This window comes from Intestinimonas sp. RTP31139st1_F5_RTP31139_211217, assembly GCF_040226735.1.
GTDB lineage: Bacteria > Bacillota > Clostridia > Oscillospirales > Oscillospiraceae > Intestinimonas > Intestinimonas butyriciproducens.
In genome coordinates this window covers 27140-47330 of sequence record NZ_JBCOAQ010000009.1, presented here as the reverse complement: position 1 = coordinate 47330, position 20191 = coordinate 27140, and the positions used below count along the sequence as shown (strand labels likewise).

19 protein-coding genes are annotated in these 20191 nt (G+C 59.8%); 14 read left to right on the top strand and 5 right to left on the bottom strand.

What is annotated here, in order from left to right; translation table 11 throughout:
- Nucleotides 1-53: 53 nt before the first annotated feature.
- From ABUA09_RS08380 to ABUA09_RS08365, 4 genes are read left to right on the top strand one after another with little or no spacing between them, the layout of a single operon-like run.
- Complete coding sequence (locus ABUA09_RS08380) at nucleotides 54-1382, top strand: GntP family permease (protein ID WP_075705193.1); 1329 nt, start codon at nucleotides 54-56, stop codon at nucleotides 1380-1382.
- A 24-nt stretch (nucleotides 1383-1406) separates the two neighbouring features.
- Complete coding sequence (locus ABUA09_RS08375) at nucleotides 1407-2189, top strand: enoyl-CoA hydratase/isomerase family protein (protein ID WP_349949297.1); 783 nt, start codon at nucleotides 1407-1409, stop codon at nucleotides 2187-2189.
- A 23-nt stretch (nucleotides 2190-2212) separates the two neighbouring features.
- The gene (locus ABUA09_RS08370; RefSeq protein ID WP_033118830.1) at nucleotides 2213-3358 is read left to right on the top strand and encodes an acyl-CoA dehydrogenase family protein; all 1146 of its coding nucleotides are present in this window, start codon (nucleotides 2213-2215) and stop codon (nucleotides 3356-3358) included.
- Complete coding sequence (locus tag ABUA09_RS08365) at nucleotides 3355-4032, top strand: YczE/YyaS/YitT family protein (RefSeq protein ID WP_075705195.1); 678 nt, start codon at nucleotides 3355-3357, stop codon at nucleotides 4030-4032. The genes ABUA09_RS08370 and ABUA09_RS08365 overlap by 4 nt, the downstream gene beginning before the upstream one ends.
- Before the next feature lie 61 nt (nucleotides 4033-4093).
- On the opposite strand, the gene ABUA09_RS08360 is transcribed toward ABUA09_RS08365, so the two are convergent.
- Nucleotides 4094-5164 carry an iron-containing alcohol dehydrogenase gene (locus ABUA09_RS08360; protein ID WP_075705196.1) on the bottom strand — a complete coding sequence of 357 codons (1071 nt, stop codon included), beginning with the start codon at nucleotides 5162-5164 and terminating at the stop codon, nucleotides 4094-4096.
- A gap of 174 nt (nucleotides 5165-5338) precedes the next feature.
- Between ABUA09_RS08360 and ABUA09_RS08355 the strand changes: the two genes are divergently transcribed.
- The 6 genes from ABUA09_RS08355 to dapA all read left to right on the top strand — a co-directional run bounded on the left by ABUA09_RS08355 (nucleotide 5339) and on the right by dapA (nucleotide 11423).
- The gene (locus ABUA09_RS08355; protein ID WP_058116961.1) at nucleotides 5339-6157 is read left to right on the top strand and encodes an SDR family NAD(P)-dependent oxidoreductase; all 819 of its coding nucleotides are present in this window, start codon (nucleotides 5339-5341) and stop codon (nucleotides 6155-6157) included.
- A 196-nt stretch (nucleotides 6158-6353) separates the two neighbouring features.
- Nucleotides 6354-7568: a TRAP transporter substrate-binding protein gene (locus tag ABUA09_RS08350; protein WP_349949296.1), complete on the top strand. Its 1215-nt coding sequence runs from the start codon at nucleotides 6354-6356 to the stop codon at nucleotides 7566-7568.
- 69 nt (nucleotides 7569-7637) lie between these two features.
- A complete protein-coding gene (locus ABUA09_RS08345) occupies nucleotides 7638-8144 on the top strand; it encodes a TRAP transporter small permease (protein ID WP_058116963.1) in 507 nt (168 codons plus the stop codon).
- Nucleotides 8137-9432 (top strand): TRAP transporter large permease, encoded by a 1296-nt coding sequence (locus ABUA09_RS08340; protein ID WP_195607747.1) that lies wholly within the window; start codon nucleotides 8137-8139, stop codon nucleotides 9430-9432. Before ABUA09_RS08345 ends, ABUA09_RS08340 begins: the two co-directional genes overlap by 8 nt.
- A 131-nt stretch (nucleotides 9433-9563) precedes the next feature.
- Nucleotides 9564-10439, top strand: coding sequence for a dihydrodipicolinate synthase family protein (locus ABUA09_RS08335; protein ID WP_033118825.1), 876 nt, complete (start codon nucleotides 9564-9566; stop codon nucleotides 10437-10439).
- 60 nt (nucleotides 10440-10499) lie between these two features.
- Complete coding sequence (gene dapA, locus ABUA09_RS08330; RefSeq protein WP_081959958.1) at nucleotides 10500-11423, top strand: 4-hydroxy-tetrahydrodipicolinate synthase; 924 nt, start codon at nucleotides 10500-10502, stop codon at nucleotides 11421-11423.
- 135 nt (nucleotides 11424-11558) lie between these two features.
- On the opposite strand, the gene ABUA09_RS08325 is transcribed toward dapA, so the two are convergent.
- A complete protein-coding gene (locus tag ABUA09_RS08325) occupies nucleotides 11559-12284 on the bottom strand; it encodes a FadR/GntR family transcriptional regulator (RefSeq protein WP_349949295.1) in 726 nt (241 codons plus the stop codon).
- Nucleotides 12285-12525: 241 nt separating this feature from the next.
- Between ABUA09_RS08325 and ABUA09_RS08320 the strand changes: the two genes are divergently transcribed.
- From ABUA09_RS08320 to ABUA09_RS08305, 4 genes are all read left to right on the top strand, one after another.
- Nucleotides 12526-13524 (top strand): ribokinase, encoded by a 999-nt coding sequence (locus ABUA09_RS08320; protein WP_349949294.1) that lies wholly within the window; start codon nucleotides 12526-12528, stop codon nucleotides 13522-13524.
- Between the two features lie 19 nt (nucleotides 13525-13543).
- Entirely contained in the window at nucleotides 13544-14155 is a 612-nt protein-coding gene (locus ABUA09_RS08315) for a KpsF/GutQ family sugar-phosphate isomerase (protein WP_349949293.1), read from the top strand.
- A 2-nt stretch (nucleotides 14156-14157) separates the two neighbouring features.
- On the top strand, nucleotides 14158-14577 hold the full coding sequence (locus tag ABUA09_RS08310; RefSeq protein WP_195614400.1) for an RbsD/FucU domain-containing protein: 420 nt from the start codon (nucleotides 14158-14160) through the stop codon (nucleotides 14575-14577).
- Between the two features lie 100 nt (nucleotides 14578-14677).
- Nucleotides 14678-16012 carry a transglutaminase-like domain-containing protein gene (locus ABUA09_RS08305; RefSeq protein ID WP_349949292.1) on the top strand — a complete coding sequence of 445 codons (1335 nt, stop codon included), beginning with the start codon at nucleotides 14678-14680 and terminating at the stop codon, nucleotides 16010-16012.
- A gap of 491 nt (nucleotides 16013-16503) precedes the next feature.
- On the opposite strand, the gene ABUA09_RS08300 is transcribed toward ABUA09_RS08305, so the two are convergent.
- The 3 genes from ABUA09_RS08300 to ABUA09_RS08290 form a co-directional block, all read right to left on the bottom strand.
- Nucleotides 16504-18009: a recombinase family protein gene (locus ABUA09_RS08300; RefSeq protein ID WP_349949291.1), complete on the bottom strand. Its 1506-nt coding sequence runs from the start codon at nucleotides 18007-18009 to the stop codon at nucleotides 16504-16506.
- Between the two features lie 37 nt (nucleotides 18010-18046).
- Nucleotides 18047-18403, bottom strand: a complete 357-nt coding sequence (locus ABUA09_RS08295) for a helix-turn-helix domain-containing protein (protein WP_349949290.1) — start codon at nucleotides 18401-18403, stop codon at nucleotides 18047-18049.
- Nucleotides 18404-18526: 123 nt separating this feature from the next.
- Nucleotides 18527-20158: a radical SAM protein gene (locus ABUA09_RS08290; protein ID WP_349949289.1), complete on the bottom strand. Its 1632-nt coding sequence runs from the start codon at nucleotides 20156-20158 to the stop codon at nucleotides 18527-18529.
- Nucleotides 20159-20191: the final 33 nt, after the last annotated feature.

Here is a 20191-nt window from a genome sequence, read left to right as displayed (position 1 = left end):
CGGCCGGCCCCTCCGGGCGCCGGTCCCAATAAAATGTAGAGAGAGGGATTTTTGTGACGGGTATTCCTGCGGTATTGATTTTGCTGGTTTGCGTCATCATCTTTATCTATCTGTGTTACCAGGGGTTCCCCCCAACGGTGATGGCGCCCATTATGGCCATGGTGGTCCTGCTGACCGCCGGTATGGATGTGTACGACGGCATGACCGGCGCCTATATGACCGGCGCCACCAATTTCATCAAGAATTATTTCCTCATGTTCCTCACCGGCGCTGTCTTTGCCAATCTGATGGCAGCCAGCGGCGCGGCCCGTTCCATCGGACTGGCCCTGGCCAAGCTGGCCAAAAAGTTTCCCGGCCATGAGACCTACGCCGCTCTGTGGTGCTGCGTGCTGGTGGGCGTGGTCATCACTTACGGAGGCGTGATGATCTTTGTGGCCTTCTTCACCATCATTGCCATCGTCAAGGAGATGTATGAGGAACTGAACGTGCCGTGGAAGATGTACACTGTGGGCGCCTTCGGCACCGCCGCCCTGTCCATGACCATGATCCCCGGCTCCCCCTCCGCCAACAACGCCGTGGCCGCCGGCTGGTTGGGCACCAACGCGATGTCCGGACCTGTGCTGGGACTGTTCGCCGTGGTCCTTTCCATCCTTTTCGGCCATGTCTATTTCACCATCCAGGTCAGGAAGATCAAGGCCAGCGGCGAGGGCTTTCTCCCCACGGGAAAAGGGATCTCCGAAGTGCAGTTTGAAAATCCGGAACCCATGAATCTGCTGGCTGCGCTGCTCCCCTCCATCGTACTCCTCGTCGTCCTCAACGTCCTGGATATGGGCGTCACCATCGCCTGCTTTGTGGGCATCGTGGTGGCCCTTGTCGACTTCGGCCTGGTCCAGAAGCGGTTCCGCCTCAAAGAGGCCATCGCCCTGATGGGGACCGGTACCAGCCAGGCCATCAATTCCGGCTTCGTTACCGCCATGGTCATCGGCTTTGGAAGCTGCGTGGCCGCCACTGCCGGCTATGCCTGGATCATCGAGAAGCTCTTCAATCTCCCGGGCCCCGCCGAGTATCAGATCGTCATCGCCGTGGCCATCGCCGCCGCCATGTCCGGCTCCCCCTCCGGCGGCCTGAACATCGCCCTGGAGAATTTGGGCCAACACTTCCTGGAACTGGGCATCAATCCCGGCGTCATCCACCGTATCTCCGTGGTGGCCTCCGGCAGCCTGGACTCCCTGCCCAGCTGCGCCACCCTGATCAACGAGTTCAATCAGGCACGCCTCACCCAGAAAGAGGCCTATTTTAACATGTTCTGGCTCAACACCGTCTGGCCCCTGGTCCTGTGCTTTATCCTGGCGTTTCTGTCCTCCACATTCGGCATCTGCTGACATCACCAAGGAGATGAATGTTCTATGGAATACAAAAAGATCCTCTATGAGGTGAGGGACGGCGTGGCCGTCATCACCATCAACAGCCCCAAGACCCTCAACGCCATCAACGATGAGATCATCGAGGAGCTCTACCAGGCCATCACCGCCGCGGAGGCTGACGACGGGGTGCGGGTGATGGTCCTCGCCGGTGCGGGCAAGGCATTCTGCGCCGGGGGAGAGCTGGGCTCTTTCCGGGAAGGGCTGGAGAACGGGACCCTGGATATGGCGGCCAACATGCGCAATTCCTCCCAGCTGCCAGTGGCCATCAAGACCTCCGGAAAGCCGGTCATTGCCGCCGTGCGGGGCGCCGCCGCCGGAGCGGGGTGCAGCCTGGCGCTGTGCTGCGACTTCTGCTTCGCCGCCGACAACGCCAAATTCATCGAAGCATTTGTGGGTGTGGGGCTGCTGCCCGACACCGGCGGGCTCTACGCCCTGGCCAAGGCGGTGGGCGACGCCCGGGCCGTCCAGATGTGCATGACGGGCGAGCCCGTGAGTGCTGAAAAGGCCCTGGAGTACGGCATTGCCTACCGGGTGGTGCCTGAGGCGGAGCTGGAGGAGAAGGTCATGAAGTTTGCCCTCCGACTGGCGGCGGGCCCCTCCAGCTGCTACAGGGCCGTCAAGCGGATGGAGTGGGAGACCGGCTGGAAGGACTTTGGGGACTACATGGCCCTGGAGCAGGAGCTCCAGGCCGAATGCGCCGCCTCCCCCAACTTCCGGGAGGGCGTGTTCGCCTTCCTGGAAAAGCGCCCCCCAAAATTCCAGTGACCGACCCGAAAGGAGATACTGCCATGAGCGGATATGTTTTGACTGAGATGCAGAAGGACCTGCAAAAGTTTGCCCGGGATTTTGCCCAGAAGGAACTGGGCCCCATTGCCGCCGAGATCGACCGCACCCACGGGCCCTTCCCCATGGAGGTGTTCCGGAAGTTCTGCGACGCCGGCTTCAACACCATGTTCCTGCCTGAGGCTTATGGCGGACAGGGCTTCGGCGCCTTCGACATGGTGCTGGTGAACGAAGAATTCGCCAAAGTGGACGCGGGGTTCATCTGCAGCGCCACCACCGGCGAGTTCGGCATCGAGCCCGTGATGCTCTTCGGGACCGAGGAGCAAAAGCACTACTACATGGACTTCCTCCTCAACGGCAAGCTGGGCGCCTTCGCCCTCACCGAGCCCGACGCCGGCAGCGACGCCGGAGCCACCCGCACCACTGCGGTGCGGGATGGGGACGACTACATCCTCAACGGCCGGAAGTGCTTCATCACCAGCGGCGGTCTGGCCGACGTGTACACCGTGTTCGCCACGGTGGACCGCAGCCTGGGCACCAAGGGCATCACCTGTTTCATCGTGGAAAAGGACCGGCCCGGCGTGTCCGTAGGCAAGGCCGAGGACAAGATGGGCATGGTGCTCTCCAACACCACCGATCTCCTCTTTGAGAACGTCCGCATCCCTGCCAAGAACCGGGTGGGCGAGGAGGGCAGGGGCTTCAAGATCGCCATGACCTGCCTGGACCGCAGCCGGGGGGTGAATTCCTACGGCGCCCTGGGCATCGCCCAGCGGGCCATTGACGAGAGCGTGGCCTATGCCAAACAGCGCAAGACCTTCGGCAAGCCCATCATCGCCCACCAGATGGTGCAGGGACTGCTGGCGGATATGGAGATCCAGACCACCGCCGCCCGGGCCCTGCTGTGGCACTGCGCCCGGATGGTGGACGAGGGAGTCTACGACTCCAAGCTGGGCGCCGTCACCAAGGCCTTCATCAGCGACGCGGCCATGCAGGTGACCACCAATGCGGTGCAGGTACTGGGCGGCTACGGCTACTCCCGGGAATATCCGGTGGAGAAGCTGATGCGGGATGCCAAACTGTGGCAGATCTTTGAGGGCACCAACCAGGTCCAGCGCATGGTCATCGCCGGGGCCATGGCCGCCGGGAAATGAGCACGGCGGCCAACACCGGGGCCGCCCTTCCGAAGAGACTCCTGATCTGCGCCCTGGGACTGCTGTGCTACGCCTCCGGAGTGGCAGTCACCAAAAACTGTGATCTGGGCATCTCGCCCATCGTCAGTGTGGCGTACGTCCTCTCCCTGATCACACCCATCACCATGGGCTGGTGCACCACGCTGGTAAACCTGGTGTTTTTCCTGCTCCAGCGCCTGCTGCTCCGGCGGGAATACCCCCTGTGGATGATGGGGGCACAGTTCCTCATGAGCGTCCTGTTCAGTGTGACCATCGACCTCACCGCCGTCCTCTTCGGCTTTCTGGCCGGGTGGGCTCCGCCCTACCCGGCCCGGCTGGCGGTCTTTGTTCTGGGCTGCGCCGTGCTGGCCCTGGGGGTGTTCCTCATCGTCTCGGCGGACTTTGTGGTGCTGCCCGCCGAGGGGTGCGTCAACGCCGTCGTCCGCCGTACAGGCCTGCGGTTCGGCACGGGGAAGGTGCTCTTCGACGGCGCCATGGTGGCGGTGACGGTGGCCGTCTCCCTCCTCTGCTTCCGGCAGGTCCGGGGAATCCGGGAGGGGACCCTGATCGCAGTGGTCCTCATCGGCACCTTTGCCCGGCACATCGGGGAGCGGCTGGGGCCCGCCCTGGAGCGGCATCTGGCCGCGGCTACATGACAAAAGAGCGCGCCGCCCGTATGGGCGGCGCGCTCTGCCGTGAGAAAGGTCGGAGCCGCGCTCAGAGCGCCTCCTCCAGAGCGGCCCGCAGGAGGGACATGTCCGCAGGCGTGGTGATGTTGGCGTCTGCGGCAATGGTCTGGAGGAAAAAGTCCCGCTGAGCGCCGGAGCAGTCGTACTCCAGGTCCGCCAGGGTCAGGGGCATGTGCATGTCGGCCATCAGGCTCCGGACGGCCTGGATCTCCTCCTGAGAGGAGCCGTTATAAGCCATCTGGACCAGCAGACCCACCGCCACCATCTCGCCGTGGAGAAAATGATAGCTGGCCTCGGTATGATGGGTGCGCAGGAAGTCATAGGTGGCATGGGCCACGGCCAACTGCCCGGAGCCGTCGGCAAACCCGCTGACGATGGAGGTGTGGAGCAGATTGGTGAGCACTGCGTCCTGGAAGCGCCGGGCCGCGCCGCCGTTTTTGTAGAGGTCCCGGCCCTCGCCCATGAGAAATTCAAAAATGGCCCGGCTGTTGACGACCTGGATGTACTCCTCCAGCGTGCAGTCCCGATAGCTCCCGATCTTCTTTTGATGGAAGCATTCGGGCATCTTGGCCATGGAGTCCAGAATCCCGGCGGCCAGCGTGCGGCGGGGGGCGGAGGCGATGAGGCCGGTGTCGGCGATGCACACATCCACCTCCTTGCTCAGGTTGACGGCCGGGGCCCGTTGGCCCTTCTCATTATACATAATGCAGACCATGGAGGTGGCCACGCAGGTGGCGATGGAGGTGGGCACTGTGATGATGGGGAGGCCGGCGAAATGGGCGGCGCACTTCATCTCGTCGATGCACTTGCCGCCCCCCACGCCCACCAGGACCGTGCAGCCCTCCGACCGGGCCAGCGCGGCGTAGGTCTCGGCCCAGGCGACGGTGCAGTAATCGGTGTGGCGGCGGACCACACAGGAGACACCGGCGGCGTCCAGGCTTTCCCGCGCGGCATCCATCACCCGGTCCACCGAGGTGGGGCCGCCCACAAGAAGAGCCTTCCCGCCCAGACGCATGATCTCTCCCGCCAGAAGGGAGATCACTCCCTCGCCGTGAAAGAATTTTCCGCAGCCGACCTTCAACGCGGAGACAGCTTCCATTTGAGATCCCTCTTTCTGTGATTATATATGACATCATACAATTTAGACCTATCTTACGCGCAGACCTGCCCAATGTCAAGGGCTTTTCAAAAAAGAAATCTGTTTACTTTGCGGAAAGAAAGGCATAAAATCAAAGTATGATATCATACAGAATCTTGGAGAGGAAGTGTCGGTATGGAATTGGGTCTGAAGGGGAGGGTCGCCGTGGTGACGGGCGGCGCCACCGGGATCGGGCGGGCCATCGCGGAGGCCTTTGCCGGGGAGGGCTGCGCGGTGGCCATCGGCGCCCGCCGGGAGGAGAAGCTGGCGGAGGCGGAGGCGGACTTCACCGCCCGGGGGTGGGAGATCTACACCCAAAAGGTGGATGTGACCCGGGAGGAGGAGGTATCCGACTTCGCCGCGCGGGTCTTTCGACGCTTCGGGCGGCTGGACGTGTGGGTGAACAATGCGGGGATGACCTGCCATGCCCCCATGGATCAGGTGAGTCTGGCATTCTGGCGGGAGGTCATCGATACCAACCTGACGGGGGTCTTCCTGGGGTCCAAATACGCCGCCAGAGAGATGCGGAAGGGCGGAGGCGGCGTCATCTTCAATGCGGGCTCCTTCCAGTCCCTGTTCCCGGCGGCGGGCTCCGGCCCCTACGGCGCGGCCAAGGCTGGGGTATGCAGCCTCACCCGCTCGCTGGCCGGGGAATACGCCAGGGATCACATCCGGGTGCTCACCTATATCCCCGGCGTCATCGAGACGCCTATGACCCGGATCGACGACTGGGCGGCGGCCACAGGGCAGCGGGACAACATTCCCATGGAGCGGCTGGGCGTGCCCCAGGACCTGGCCGACACCATCGTGTTTCTGGCCTCGGACCGGGCCTCCTATATCAACGGCGTCAGCATCGAAATCACCGGCGGAAAGTTCTGTGTACAGAATCCCAGATACGCCTGGACGGCGGGAGACCGGGAGGAGGGGAGAGGGAGCCGGTCTGAGACGGCCTGACATCATATCAACAGATAAAAGGGAACGTTGGCAAATAGGCTAAATATTTACAACAAAAATTGTCGAAAACGTAGAAGCGTCGGCAAAAAAGATAAAAATACTTGACGAATTGCCGAGAGGAGCTTATTCTTAGAGTCAACATACGACATCACACAATCTTGGAGAAAATCAACCGATGTCTTGAAGGAGGAGCGCAATGAAACGGACAGGCAAAAGAATCATTTCCATGCTGCTGTGTGTGCTGCTGGCGTCGGCGCTGAGCACCACGGCCCTCGCGGCGGAGGACGGGAAGGTCCTCAAGCTGGCGTTCACCGATTCCCCCACGCTGGTGATCGGTGATATGACCATTTACCACCCCTCTTATGCGGCGATGCTGGCTTTTAAGGGCGCCTTTGAGAAGTCCACCGGCGGGGAGTACTCCGTGGAGCTCTATCCCAACGGCGTGCTGGGGGACGCGGCCTCCACCATGGAGCAGATGCTCACCGGGACCATCACCGGCAGCACCCCGGCGGACGGCGCTCTGTCCGCCTTCGCCCCCGACATCCAGGTGTTCACCATCCCCTATCTGTTTGACAACCCCACCATTGCCTACGATGTGCTGGATGGGGACTTCGGCCGGCAGCTCTTTGAGAAGATCGCCGCCGAGACCGGGTTCCGGGTGGTGGCCTCCTACGACAACGGCGGCTACCGCAACTTCACCAACAGCAAGCGGGAGATCCGGACGGCCGCCGATATGGAGGGGCTGAACATCCGGGTACAGGACAGCCCGGTCTATCTGGAGATGGTGGAAGCCCTGGGTGCCTCCGCCACGCCGGTGGCCTTCCTGGAGCTCTACAGCGCCCTGCAGACCGGCGTGGTGGACGGACAGGAGAACTCCTGCGTGACCACCCTGGGCGCCTCCCTGGACGAGGTACAGCCCTACTGCACGCTGGACGGGCATCTGCTGGGCCTGGCCTTCCTGGTCATCAGCGACACGTGGTACCAAGGGCTGGACGCGGATACCCAGGCCAAGGTGGACGAGGCCGGACGGGAGGCCACCATCGCCGCCCGCGGCATCTGCCGCTATGCCGAGGCCCTGGCCGTAGATACCATGGTGGCCAACGGCGTCCAGGTCTATTCCCCCACCGCCGAGGAACTGGAGACCTTCAAGGTGGCCCAGGAGCCCGTCATGGAATATCTGAAAAAGAACCTGAGCGATCCCACGCTGGTGGACAGCCTCTTCTCCGCCATTGAGACCGCCGAGACCATGGAGGACGGGGGCCTGACGGCCAGCGGCGGGGGGACCCAGATCGCGGCGGCCGCCAGCCAGCGGGGCACGCTGAACCTGGCTGCCATCGCGGGGATCATGGTGGTGCTGATGGCAGTGGTTTTCCTCTGCACCCGCAGGAGGGGCAACGGGATGGAGGAGTGAGCTCCTGGGGATAAGAGCGAAGCAGGACCGTCCCTGCCGGGACGGGAAGCAGAGGAAAAGGAGGAAATCATGAGCCAGCCAAGAAAGTTTTGGTCAGAATTTTTGACATTCATCAATCATTTCGTGCGGATCTTCTGCGTGGCGATGATGATCATGATGACCGCGATCGTACTCATCCAGGTGGTGGCCCGGCTGACCCCCGGCGTCAAGAACCCCAACTGGACGGAGGAGCTCTCCCGCTATGTCATGATCTACATCGCGTTCATCGGCGCCAGCACCGGCGTCTACCAGTGGAGCAATGTGGGCGTGGACTTTGTCATCGACCGGCTGCCCGGGCCCCTCAACTTTGCGGTCAACCTTGTGATCCGGGTGGCCGTCCTCGCCTTCTGGTGCGGCGTGATCTACTGGGGCTGCGAATACTTCCCCACCGTGGGCGGGCGGCAGTACAGCGCCTCCATGGGCTTCCCCGTGGTGTACGCCCAGATGGCCCTGGTCCTGGGCGGCGTGCTCTGCGCCATACAGACGGTGGGACAGATCGTCCAACATATTACGACAGGGGGGGAAAAGGATGCTTGAATTCGGGATCGCCACTCTGATTTTGATCGTAACCATCCTCGTCGGGTTCCCCATCGCCTATTCCATCGGCCTGACGACCATCTTCTACATCTTTATCACCAACCCCGCCAACCTGCTGGTCATCCCCATCCGCATGTTCTCGGGCATCAACTCCTTTACGCTGATGGCCCTGCCCCTGTTCATGCTGGCGGCGGAGATCATGGTCCGGACCGGCATCTCCAGCAAACTCTTCGACTTCGTCCGCATCACCCGGGTGGGCAGGTGGCGGGGCGGACTGGCCTACGTCAACGTGCTGGCCAGCACCATCTTCGGCTCCATCTCCGGCGCGGCCCTGTCCGACATCGCCGGTCTGGGCAAGGTGGAGATCGACGCCATGGAGGAAGACGGCTATGAGAAGGGCTTTGCCTGCGCCATCACCGCCGCCTCTTCCATTGAGAGCCCCCTCATCCCGCCCAGCAACGTGGCCATCCTCTACGCCGGCACCATGGCCCTGTCCGTGGGCGCCGTACTGTACGCCGGGTTCCTCCCCGGCCTGCTGCTGGCGGGCTCCCAAATGCTCTACATCAAGCTCAACGCCAAGCGGCTCAACCTGCCCAAGCATGAAAAGCAGTACACCGCCGCGGAGAAAAAGGACATCCGCATTCGGGGCTGGATCGCCATGGGAATGCCCCTTATCATCCTCATCGGCATCACCGCCGGCCTCTTCACCCCCACCGAGGCGGCCGCCGTGGCCGTGCTCTACGCCCTGATCGTAGGCGCCTTCGTCTTTAAGAACATCACCGTGAAAATGATCCTGGACTCCCTCTGGTCCGCCGGAAAGACCACCGCCAATCTCTTCGTCATCACCTCCATCTCGGCGGTGTTTGCCTGGGCCATCGGCGTGGAGCAGATCCCCCAGCAGCTCTCCGCCTTCATGCTGGGCATTACCGACAGCCCCTACGTTATGCTCCTGATCATCAACGTGATCCTCATCATCGTGGGCATGTGGATGGAGACCTCCGCCGCCGTGCTGCTGTTCGCCCCCATCCTGGCCCCCATCGCCGTGGCCATGGGCGTCCACCCCGTCCACTTTGCCGTGGTCATGATCGTCAACCTGACCATCGGCCTCATCACGCCGCCTGTGGGCGTGGTGCTCTACGCCACCTCCAACGTGGGAAAACTGAAGTTTGAGCAGGTGGTCAAGTCCACCATGCCCCTCATCCTCTTGGCTGTGGTCATCCTGTTGCTGGTCACCTTCATCCCTGAGCTGAGTCTGTTCCTGCCCCGGCTGCTGGGCTTTATCGACTGACCGAAAAAAATTCCCGGGTGAGTATTGACGGCGGGAGAAAAAGGGTGTATATACTAATCATACAATCATACATCATACAAAATGGATGAGCAAGCCGGGCGAGGAACCGCCTGGGAAGGAGGAAGAGCAGCATGGTCAAGAAGTACGAGGGGATCATTCCCCCCATCGTCACGCCCTTTGACGAGGCGGGCGAGATCAACGAGAGCTGTCTGCGCCGGGAGATGGAGCTGTGCATGGAGGCGGGCGCCCACGGCCTGAGTGTGGGCGGCAGCACCGGAGAGGGCCCCACCCTCCACGACGACGAGCTGTGCCGGATGCTGGAGATCGGCCGGGAGTTCGTCGGCCCGGAGCAGACCCTGGTGTGCGGCGTCATGCGGATGAGCACCCGGGACGCGGTGGCCACCGGACTGCGGGCCAGGGAGGCCGGGGCCGACGCCATCATGGTGACCCCCACCGCCTACAACGTCCTGGTGCCCAACGCCGAAGGCATGTTCAGTTTTTACAGCACCATCTCCAGGGAGGTGGGGCTGCCCGTCATCATCTACAACGTGATCCCGCAGAACACCATCTCCCCCGCCCTCTTCCACCGCCTGCTGGATGAGACCGAGCACGTCATGGGCATCAAGCAGAGCGTGGGCGGCATCCAGGCCCTCTACGCCGACATCATGGAGACGGCCGGCCGGGGCAGGGTGTACGCGGCCACCGACGATATGATCTACTCCTGCTTCGACCTGGGGGCCAGGGGGGCCATCTCCGCCATCCTCTCCGTATTCCCCGCCGAGTGCGTGGAGATGTGGGAGTGCGCCCGGAACGGCGACCACCAGCGGGGCCTGGCCATCCAGCAGTCCCTCTATCAGAAGTGGCAGTGCCTGGGCGGCAATCAGTTCCCCATCCGCCTGAAGTACGCCCTCAAGGTGCTGGGCCGGGACTGCGGCTACTGCCGGAGCCCCATCACCTACCTGCCCGAGGAGGAGAAGGCGGCCATCCGCAGCGCCTTTGCCGGCTGAGCGCCCCCGGAGGGGTCCTATCAAACAACAGAAAATAGAATCATTTGGAGGAAACAAGTCATGAATCAGTTTGTGGAAAAGTACGGCCAGATCCTGCTGCCCCTCATCACCCCCTATGACGCCAACGAAGAGGTGGACTACGGCAAGTATGCCGAACTCATCGAGTACCTCATTCAAAACGACCTGTGCGATTCCCTCATCGTCACCGGCACCACCGGCGAGGCCAGCCTGCTCACCTTTGACGAGCGGGTGAAGCTGATGGAGACCGCCGTCAAGACCGCCGCCGGGCGCAAGCCCGTTATCGCCGGCACCGGTTGCGCCTCCACCAAGGAGACCATCGCCCTGACCAACAAGGCGGTGGATTTGGGCATCGAGACCTGCCTGGTGGTCTGCCCCTTCTACAACAAGCCCACCCAGGAGGGCCTGTACCGCCACTTCAAGGCCCTGGCCGAGGCCACCAAAGCCGACATCATGCTCTACAACATCCCCATCTTTGTGGGCGTGAACCTGGAGGCCGAGACGGTCCGCCGCCTGGCCGCCCTCCCCAACATCGTGGGCGTCAAGGACGAGGCCGGCATCAACCCCACCCAAGTCACCGACTTCTTCCTGGCCACCCAGGACGTGGATCCCGACTTTGCCATCTACAACGGCGACGACGTGATGCTCCTGCCCACCATCGTCCAGGGCGCCATGGGTCTGGTCAGCGGCGGCGCCCACATCTTCGGCCACGAGATCCGGGCCATCTTCAAGGCCTTCGCCGAGGGCGACAACCAGCGGGCCAAGGAGCTCTTCGTGCCCATCTACCGCTTCTGCAAGTCCACCGGCCAGAACGGCCGCATCCTGCCCAACTCCATTCTCCGCCCCGCCATCGAGCTGGTCACCGGCATCCACCTCGGGCCCGCGCGCAGCCCCCTGGCGCCCGCCACCGAGGAGGAGATGGCCGTCACCACCGCCATTCTTCGGGAGATCGGCAAGCTGAACTAAGCCCGGGGGCCCCTGGGGCGGACAAGACGGATCGGCCCGACAATCAAAACAGGAGCGCCAACCGCATCCATGGATGATCGGGCGGGCGCTCCTGTTTGCCTTATGTCCCCGGACATGGCGGGCGGGCAGGGCCCCTCAGGACTCCTGCCCGCTGTGGATGGTTTTCATATCCAGCGTTGTGATCTCCAGATGTCGGCGCATCTCCTCCACCGCCTGGCTCACGTTATGGGTCTGGAAGCACAGCAGAATCCGGGAGTGGGGCCCCACCGCGTTCTGATAGACCGCGTTGTTCATGAAGGAGCTGCTCCGGTAGACCCGGAAGCACTCCAGAAGCTGCTTGTTGATGTTGATGAGCAGGGGATTGTTGGTGTACTCGATGATCTTGGTGTGGAATTGCTCGTCCAGCATGATGAGCTGGAGGCCGTCCTGCTTCTCGTTGGCCTCCAGAAAGGCGGCGTGGATCTTCTCCAGGGCCCGGATCTGCTTGGGCGTGGCCCGCTCCACCGAAAGGCGGACGGCCAGGGTCTCGATGGCCATGCGCACCTCCATGAAGTCATAGAACTGCACGTTCTCCACGTCGAACCAGTTCTCCTCCCCGCCGTCGGAGGGCTTGAGGTCGGCCAAGAAGGCCCCCTTGCCCGGCACCAGAGTCACGTAGCCCAGGGTCTGAAGCACGCGGGTGGCCTCCCGCACGCTGGTGCGGCTCACGGAGAGCATTTCACACAGTTTGGCCTCGGTGGGCAGCTTTTCCCCCACCTCATAGGCTCCGGACTCGATCATTTCGCGGATGCGGTCTACGACGGAATCGGTAATCGACACTCTGGTGATGGCCTTGATCGGACTCGGCTCCGGCTTATCCATGAAAATACCCCCTTCAGAAATATGATGACGTCATACCGTTCTAAATTGGTTTTATTATACCATAGAAACCGAATTTGAAAAGGGCGCGGGGGGAGAAAATCGCAGAAAAAGGTTTGGCGCAAGGGTTCGCGCCCGCAGTCCGGCGGCAGGTGAGGGGCGGACCGAGAGGAATCAAGATAGGATATCAGACGATATTATATGATAAAGACAACTACAGAAAGACGCAGGGAGGAAATCAGTCATGCTGAAAAAACCGCGTATCCTGGTGGTCGGCAGCTTTATGATGGATCTCATCGCCTCTGCCGAGCGGGCGCCCAACGCAGGAGAGACCGTCATCGGAAAGAAAGTCACCACCGCGCCCGGCGGCAAGGGGGTGAATCAGGCCGTACAGTGCGCCCGCCTGGGGGCCCATGTGACCATGGCGGGCCGGGTGGGGGACGACGCCTTCGGGCGGATCATGACCGACGCGGCACGGGCGGCGGGCGTGGATGTGTCCCACGTGTCCGTGGACCCGGCGGAGTCCTCCGGTGTGGGCCACATCCTCCTGGAGGTGACGGAGCACGGGGCACAGAACCGCATCACGGTATGCCCGGGGGCCAATTATACAATGAAGGTGGAGGATATCGCCTGGCTGCGGGAGGAGATCGGGTGCTACGACATGCTGATGATGCAGTTCGAGTTGCCCATGGAGGTCATAGAGACGGCGGCGGAATGGGCCCGGGACGCCGGGGTGCCCGTTATGGTAAATCCGGCCCCGGCGGCCCCCATCTCACCGAAGCTGCTCTCCTGCGCCACTTACCTCTCCCCCAACGAGCACGAGGCCGCCCTCATCGCCGGGCACCCAATCCGAACGGACGCGCAGGGCGTCTGCCGGGAGGACGTGGCGGCGGTGGCCGCCGCCTTCCGAAAGAAGGGGGTGGAGCACCTCATCATCACCCTGGGAGAGAACGGCTCTGTGGCGGCGGGGGCGGAGGGCATCCATGAAACGCCCTGCGTGCGGATGCCCCATGTGGCGGACCCCACGGCGGCGGGGGACTCCTTTGTGGCGGCCTTCTGCACCGGCGTGTGCGCGGGGCTGCCCCAGGGGGAGGCCCTGGCCTTCGCCAGCCATACGGCGGCCATCACCGTCACCCGTATAGGGGCCATCCCCAGCCTGCCCACCGCGGCGGAGGTCCAGGCCCTGCTCCGGGAGCGGGGCTACGGCGGCTTTGACCCCGCCGAGCTGGACGCCCTGCAATAAGAAAAAAGGAGTGAACGCCATGAAACCAGAGAGCAGACAGGCGGTGGCGCATTTTTTGACCGCCGCCGGAAGGGAGCTGAACGCCTTCCTGGAGGGGCTGGAGGCGGACGACTATAAGGCGGCCGTCCAGATGATTCGGGAGAGCCGTCGGGGGGGCGGACGGGTCCACGTCACCGGCATCGGAAAGCCGGGCCATGTGGCCGGCTATATGGCCTCCCTGCTGTCCTCCACCGGGACCCCCGCCTACTTCCTCCACGGTACAGAGGCCGTACATGGTTCCTGCGGCCAACTGGTGGCCGGAGATGTGGTCATCTGCATCTCCAACTCGGGGGAGACCGCCGAGCTGAAGGCCACAGTGATCGCCGTGAAGAACAACGGCTGCAAGGTCATCGGGGTCACCGGAGATCCGGGCTCCTGGCTGGCCCGGAACAGCGACCTCCACCTCTTTGCCGGGGTGGGGGAGGAGGGAGGGCCCCTCAACCGGGCGCCCCGCAACTCCATCCTGGCGGAGCTGCTCACCTTGCAGGCCCTGTCCGTGGCACTCCAGGCGGACTGCGGACAGACGCCGGCCGATTATGTGCGCTGTCACCCCGGCGGAAAGCTGGGCCAACTGCGGGAAGGAGAGAACTGAAAATGCTTACGGGCGCGTGTATCCACCCGGACCTGATGCGGGTCCTCTCCTTATGCGGCCACGGGGACAAGGTCCTCATCGCCGACGGGAATTACCCCCTGGCCTCCCGCTCCGGCGGCGCGGAGAAGGTCTATCTGGGGCTGACGCCCGGCCTGCCCACCGTCACCGACGTGCTGGCGGTCCTGCAAACCGTGGTCCGCGTGGAAAAGGCGGAGGTCATGGACCCGGAGGACGGCTCCACGCCGGAGATTTTCGGCGTGTTCCGGCAGATGCTGGGGGGCATGGAGCTTCAGGGCCTGGGGCGCTATGCGTTTTACGACGCCTGCTGTGAGCCGGGGGTGCGTCTGGCCGTCTCCACGGGAGAGGGGCGGACCTTTGCCAACCTGCTGCTCACCATAGGGGTGGCGGACGGAACACACTGACGGGACCGTCCCCGCCGGAGGACGGGATTGTGACGGCGCGGCGTCCTGTGATATAATAGAGCCGAGCGCATCGCGCAGTGCAAGAAATGGAGGCGTCGTCATGACCAAAAACGAGGATTTCCGCTATCTGTGCGTGGACCTGCCCGGCGACATCGCCCGGCGCAAGGCCGCGGGGGACCTATCCGGGGCGCTGCGGCGGGTCGAAGCCCGTCTGGCGGGGGACTGCGAACCGGAGCTGGCCGCCCGCCTGCGGTGCGAGCGGGTGCGGCTCCAGCGTCTCCCCCGGGACTACCCCTATCCCCGCGTCCAGGCGCTGGAGTTGCTGCGCCGGGAGTGGAAGGACATCACCGACGGGCAGTTCGACGCCCTGGTGGACGCCGGCCGGGCAGACTGGCGGTACATCAATGGGGAGATGCGCCTCCACGAGGACTTTGTGGACTCCCTGCGCATCTATCCCAAGGAGGCGGTGGGCCTCGCGCCCGAGGCAGAGGACAACACCCTGCGAAACCAGATCCTGGCGCGGATGGAGGCGGAGGGGAGTCTTACTGCCGTCATCACCCTGCGGGCCGCCATCCGCTCCAAGCAGGCGCCGGCGGGCAGGGAGGTCCAGGCGTGGCTTCCCATCCCCCTGGCGTGCCCCCAGCAGAGCGGGCTCGACTTTCTGGAGATGACCCCCGGCGGGGTGTGCGCCCCGGGGGACGCGCCTCAGCGGACCGTCTGGTGGAAGAGCCGGGAGCGGGGGGACTTCTCCGTGACATACCGTTACTGCTACCGGGCCGACTACGTTTCCCCCGCGTCCCTCACGCCCGACCCGGTCCAGCCCGACTTCGACACCGGGGAGGAGACGCCCCACCTGGCCTTCACCCCTTATCTGCGGGCGCTGGCGGCGCGGCTTACGGCGGGATGCCGGGGGCCGGTGGAAAAGGCGGCGGCCATCTATGACTATGTGACGGGCCATGTGGACTACCGCTACCAGCCCGCTTACCTGCAGCTGCCCCCCATCGCCGACTACTGCGCCCGGGAGCTGCGGGGGGACTGCGGCGTGATGGCCCTGCTCTTCATTGCCCTGTGCCGCATCGCAGGCGTGCCCGCCCGATGGGAGAGCGGCCTGTCGGTCCGGCCAGACCATGTAGGCCCCCACGACTGGGCCCAGTTCTACGTCCAGCCCTACGGCTGGCTGTGGTGCGACTGTTCCTTCGGCTCTTCTGCTCGGCGGAAGGGGGAGGACCAGCGGCGGGCGCACTATTTCGGCAGCCTGGACCCCTGGCGGATGGTGGCCAACCGGGCCTGTCTGGCCCCCCTGACGCCCCCTGACCCGGAGGTGCGCTGGGATCCCTATGACAACCAGCTCGGCGAGATGACGCTGGACGGCAGAGGCCTGACCGGGGATGAGATGGAGCGGACGGTGGAGTTGGTGGAATTTCAACTGCTGTGAGGGACGGTTCCCCCGCGGGACTGCCTGCCTTCGTTTGTCAAGAAGTTTATCTTTGGAAGGCTGGTCCGGCTCTCTTTTGGAAGGGACGGTTAAAACCGATATTTCACGGTTGCACGAAAAAGCCGCCCTGCGGGCGCTCATCGGTCCACAGGGTAACGCGCTCTATGACCAGCTAGGTAAGAAATGAAAAGGCCCCCGCCATCCATATTGGGTGGCGGGGGCCTTTTTCCATTCTCCGCATCTCACCAGCGTCCTCACATTCCACGTCCGGATAGGGTGATTCGTCTCCCCATGCATGGAACGCTTGATGTGCTCAAGGTCGACCCATATTTGGGGGGTGGAGGAAATCCTGTGTGCAAAAACGTGTCCATTTTCTGTGATTTTTTATTGCGCTTTGTGTCAATCTAAAATACAAAATGGCACCTGTAAAAACCTCGCATCGATTGCAGGAGTAAGAAAAGACCTCTGTAACCGTTGTGGCTACAGAGGTCTTATTTTGGTGGAGCATCCGCAACCAACTGCGAGTTAGACGAACACCCTACATCATCGTTTTCAAAGGTCTTTTCGATATCGTCCAGCGGGATATTTTCAATGCTGAGCGGACGGTTGCCCGCGTTCAGGATCATCGTGAAATATCCGTCGTAGAGATAGATGGCATTGATGAAAATGTTGACCAATGCTCTGCGCTTGTACTCATTATCATTCGGCAGCATACGGAGGTAATCGAGAAAGGAAAGAATGACTGAGTATTCCATGCCGCTCTGTTTTTTGATCTCAATGGCGAGCTGCTTTTCCAGTTCCTTTTTTTCTGCCTCTCGCTTGTGGATACGCTCGGTAATCATGTCGACCGACTGTCCCTTTTCCAGCGCAACCCAGAGGTTTTCAATGGCAGAATCTGCTTCTTTCAAAGCAGCTTTCAGTCTCTTCACGGACAGTAAATCACCGTCATTTTTGCAAGCGGCATAAACCTGATCGGCAATATATTTGACCTTCTCTTCGGTAAGCAATTCGGAGCAAGCCTGCACGACACGTTCTTCAATCAGAGCCTTTTGGATAGTCTTCTTGTCACAGACTTTTTTCTTAGCTCCGTTGCAGATGTAGTAGTGATATTTGTTGCCGTGTTTGCCAGTACCGGTGCAACCTGTCATCATTTCTTTGCAATGACCACAGAACAGTTTGGTGGTAAGGAGGTATTCCTGCTTACCTCTGGAACGGGCAGGAGCAGCTTTGTTTCGGTCGAGAATATTCTGCACCCGCTCAAACAAGCCGTCATCGACGATCTGCGGCATGCCACCTGGTGTTTCCTCGCCTTTGTAGATATACATTCCGATGTAACGTCTGTTTCTCAATAGGCGATGCAAGCTGTTTTTGTTGAACTCACGTCCCAGAGAAGTTGTGATCTTACGGCTGTTCAGGTCGCGGATGATATCGGCAACTGTTTCACCGGAGGCGTAGCGATGGAAGATCTCGCGAACGATCTTCGCTTCGTCCTCATCCACATAAAACCTCCGTTCGGAATCCACTTTATATCCCAGTCCGGGGTTGCTGCCGTTGGACAAACACTTCTGTGCATTGATCTGCATACCGCGATGGATTTTCTGAGAAAGCTCCACGGAATAATACTCCGCCATGCTCTCCAAAACACCTTCAACGAGAATACCAGAGGCATCGTCCGAGATATTTTCTTTTGCAGATAAAACGCGCACACCGTTCTTTTTCAGTTTTGCCTTGTTAATAGCACTGTCATAGCGATTACGAGCAAAGCGGTCGAGCTGATAAACGAGAACACCTTCAAAAGTATGGCGGTCGCTGTCGGCGATCATACGTTGAAATTCGGTACGATTGTCTGTTGTACCGCTCTGTGCGCGGTCTATGTATTCGCCAACGACAACATAGTTATTGGCAGCAGCATATTCGTTGCAGACCTTGAGCTGACCTTCAATGGATTGTTCGGTCTGGCTGTGACTTGAGAAACGCGCGTAGATTACAACATTCATCTATCCGCAACCCCCTTTCCGGTTTTTGATTCGTGTGTCAGCCATCGGCTTTCCCCGTTACCATTTCAATCAGAGTGGCTTTCAATCTGTCGTGCATGGGCGATTCCGGATCAAAGCACATCTCCACAAACTTTGCGAGTTCCGGGTTATTTTCCACCGGAGGCTTTGCTTGATACAGCTTGCCTTGCGGCTCATCGCAGCGAGCGAAGATGTAGTCCATCGACACATCGAAATAGTCCGCATATTTTCGCAAAAGCTCTACAGTGGGAGTGGCTTGTCCATTCTCGTAGCGGTTGATACTTGACTGCGTGGAGCCGATAATCTCGGCAAACTTCGCTTGGGAGATGCCGAGACCTTCACGCAGAGTGCGCAGTCTGTTACCCAGTTGTTTCATTGAAAACAACCTCCTTTTTGGGTTGATAATAGTATAATCAAAATCCGGGATATAGTCAACCCGGATTTTGAAACTTTTGTGTGAATTTTTGAGGTTAATAGATCATCAACCGTTTTGATACATTTATTCTTCTTCAATTACAACATCACTGTCATCCATAAAGGAAAGCTGAACAGCATCGTCTGAGAGTTGCTCCGTTTTCCCATTATACTTGATAAGGTAAAACGGGAGTATTTTCTTAAATTGTTCAGGACAGGGCAATATTCTCAGTTCAGAAACCGTATGAGAAACAAATATCATAAGTTCTTTCTTCTGTTCCTCGCTCAGCGCCCTATATAGTTTCTGCCACTGTGCAGTTGTTCCATTCTCTTCAAAATGGTATCGGAACATAATCAACTCACGAGGCATCGCCAGCAATTCAAGGTATTCGTCGAGAGAACTGCCAAATGCTTTGTAAAAGAAGTCTGACCCAGCGGCTACGACGCCTTTTGTAACTTGCAGAATAGCGGATATTGCCCGGATGGATTTTTTTGTCCAATTCGTACCGATGAAATCTCTGTCAGTTCGATCAATGGGTGAATACTTCATAGGGAACGAAAAAATCTGAATACCAAGCTCTCTGTTCAACTCAATATTGATACGCAAGCGTTCATAGAGATCTTCCGGCTTATCCTTATAATTGAAAAGGATATAGTTAGAAATCTCTTTTATCCCGTGTTTGTGAGCGGTACGAACGGCAGCACAATATTTGTCTTTCAGCTTAATATCATCAAAGGCAATTCGAAGTGGCCTGATCGCAAGACGAGCGAGCTGAGTCATGTTATCGTCATTGATCTTTCTACCATCAACACCTTGGTTGAAATCCAAATAACGTGCCTTCGCCGTTTTATTGCGATATTTCTCAATAATCGGCGACATTTCAGCTTCGTGCTCAAGCATATACTCGGCATAGTTCTCTGCATCTTCTGCCTCGATAACAATTTGAAGGAATGTATCAAGCATTTCCGCAGATTTAATGCGCTTTTTGAATTTCTCCAAATATGCCATCATCTTTTTGTCGAGAAAATCAGCACGATCTCCATTATGATACCGCATCATAACAACATTGTAGGCACCCGGATCAACATATTTTGCACCTCGTCCAAATCCTGCGGCGCATAGATCGTCAACTAACGCTTCAAGATTGGGGGTATTCAGCACATTATTGTCCAATAGAAGAAGATGCTGCTTGGGACCGTACTTTCGATCAATCGTATTGATTTGTTCAATGATATTGTTGGTGACGTGGAAATCCGGTTCCAAAATCGGGACTGCGCAGAAGGAACAATGGTTAGGGCAACCGCGCGTCGTATAGGCAAAATAGTTATCTCCTGCTGGATATTCATAATCGGTTTCTTCCAGAATATCGTAATCAAGAGGCAGCTGGTCTACATTGATGTTATTATGGTCACCTACAACGGAAGTATCTGTAAACAACCCTGTCAGAATGTGTGAGCGTTCGATGCCGGTAGCTTCAATAATCTTATCGGGCATAAGCGATGCCATAATGCCGCCGACATACAGCGAATCAACATCATCAACAAGGCGCATATAGTGATTGATTGTTTCGACAGATATTGCGAAATCAAAGGTAAACAGCGTTGTTACATAAATTCTGTCCCATACTTCCGCGTCAATGCTCGGATTTGTCCCTTTGACAAAGTGTACTTCATCCCCAAGTATTTTGTGGTAAGTGCTTATCTTCATCAAACCCATTGGCGGATACTTGTTTTTATACTTTGGTTCTAC

Coding starts and splice junctions, on each gene's coding strand:
- ABUA09_RS08375 (WP_349949297.1), top strand. CDS start 1,407: ATGGAATACAAAAAGATCCTCTATGAGGTGAGGGACGGCGTGGCCGTC.
- ABUA09_RS08370 (WP_033118830.1), top strand. CDS start 2,213: ATGAGCGGATATGTTTTGACTGAGATGCAGAAGGACCTGCAAAAGTTT.
- ABUA09_RS08365 (WP_075705195.1), top strand. CDS start 3,355: ATGAGCACGGCGGCCAACACCGGGGCCGCCCTTCCGAAGAGACTCCTG.
- ABUA09_RS08360 (WP_075705196.1), bottom strand. CDS start 5,164: ATGGAAGCTGTCTCCGCGTTGAAGGTCGGCTGCGGAAAATTCTTTCAC.
- ABUA09_RS08355 (WP_058116961.1), top strand. CDS start 5,339: ATGGAATTGGGTCTGAAGGGGAGGGTCGCCGTGGTGACGGGCGGCGCC.
- ABUA09_RS08350 (WP_349949296.1), top strand. CDS start 6,354: ATGAAACGGACAGGCAAAAGAATCATTTCCATGCTGCTGTGTGTGCTG.
- ABUA09_RS08345 (WP_058116963.1), top strand. CDS start 7,638: ATGAGCCAGCCAAGAAAGTTTTGGTCAGAATTTTTGACATTCATCAAT.
- ABUA09_RS08340 (WP_195607747.1), top strand. CDS start 8,137: ATGCTTGAATTCGGGATCGCCACTCTGATTTTGATCGTAACCATCCTC.
- ABUA09_RS08335 (WP_033118825.1), top strand. CDS start 9,564: ATGGTCAAGAAGTACGAGGGGATCATTCCCCCCATCGTCACGCCCTTT.
- dapA (WP_081959958.1), top strand. CDS start 10,500: ATGAATCAGTTTGTGGAAAAGTACGGCCAGATCCTGCTGCCCCTCATC.
- ABUA09_RS08325 (WP_349949295.1), bottom strand. CDS start 12,284: ATGGATAAGCCGGAGCCGAGTCCGATCAAGGCCATCACCAGAGTGTCG.
- ABUA09_RS08320 (WP_349949294.1), top strand. CDS start 12,526: ATGCTGAAAAAACCGCGTATCCTGGTGGTCGGCAGCTTTATGATGGAT.
- ABUA09_RS08315 (WP_349949293.1), top strand. CDS start 13,544: ATGAAACCAGAGAGCAGACAGGCGGTGGCGCATTTTTTGACCGCCGCC.
- ABUA09_RS08310 (WP_195614400.1), top strand. CDS start 14,158: ATGCTTACGGGCGCGTGTATCCACCCGGACCTGATGCGGGTCCTCTCC.
- ABUA09_RS08305 (WP_349949292.1), top strand. CDS start 14,678: ATGACCAAAAACGAGGATTTCCGCTATCTGTGCGTGGACCTGCCCGGC.
- ABUA09_RS08300 (WP_349949291.1), bottom strand. CDS start 18,009: ATGAATGTTGTAATCTACGCGCGTTTCTCAAGTCACAGCCAGACCGAA.
- ABUA09_RS08295 (WP_349949290.1), bottom strand. CDS start 18,403: ATGAAACAACTGGGTAACAGACTGCGCACTCTGCGTGAAGGTCTCGGC.
- ABUA09_RS08290 (WP_349949289.1), bottom strand. CDS start 20,158: ATGGGTTTGATGAAGATAAGCACTTACCACAAAATACTTGGGGATGAA.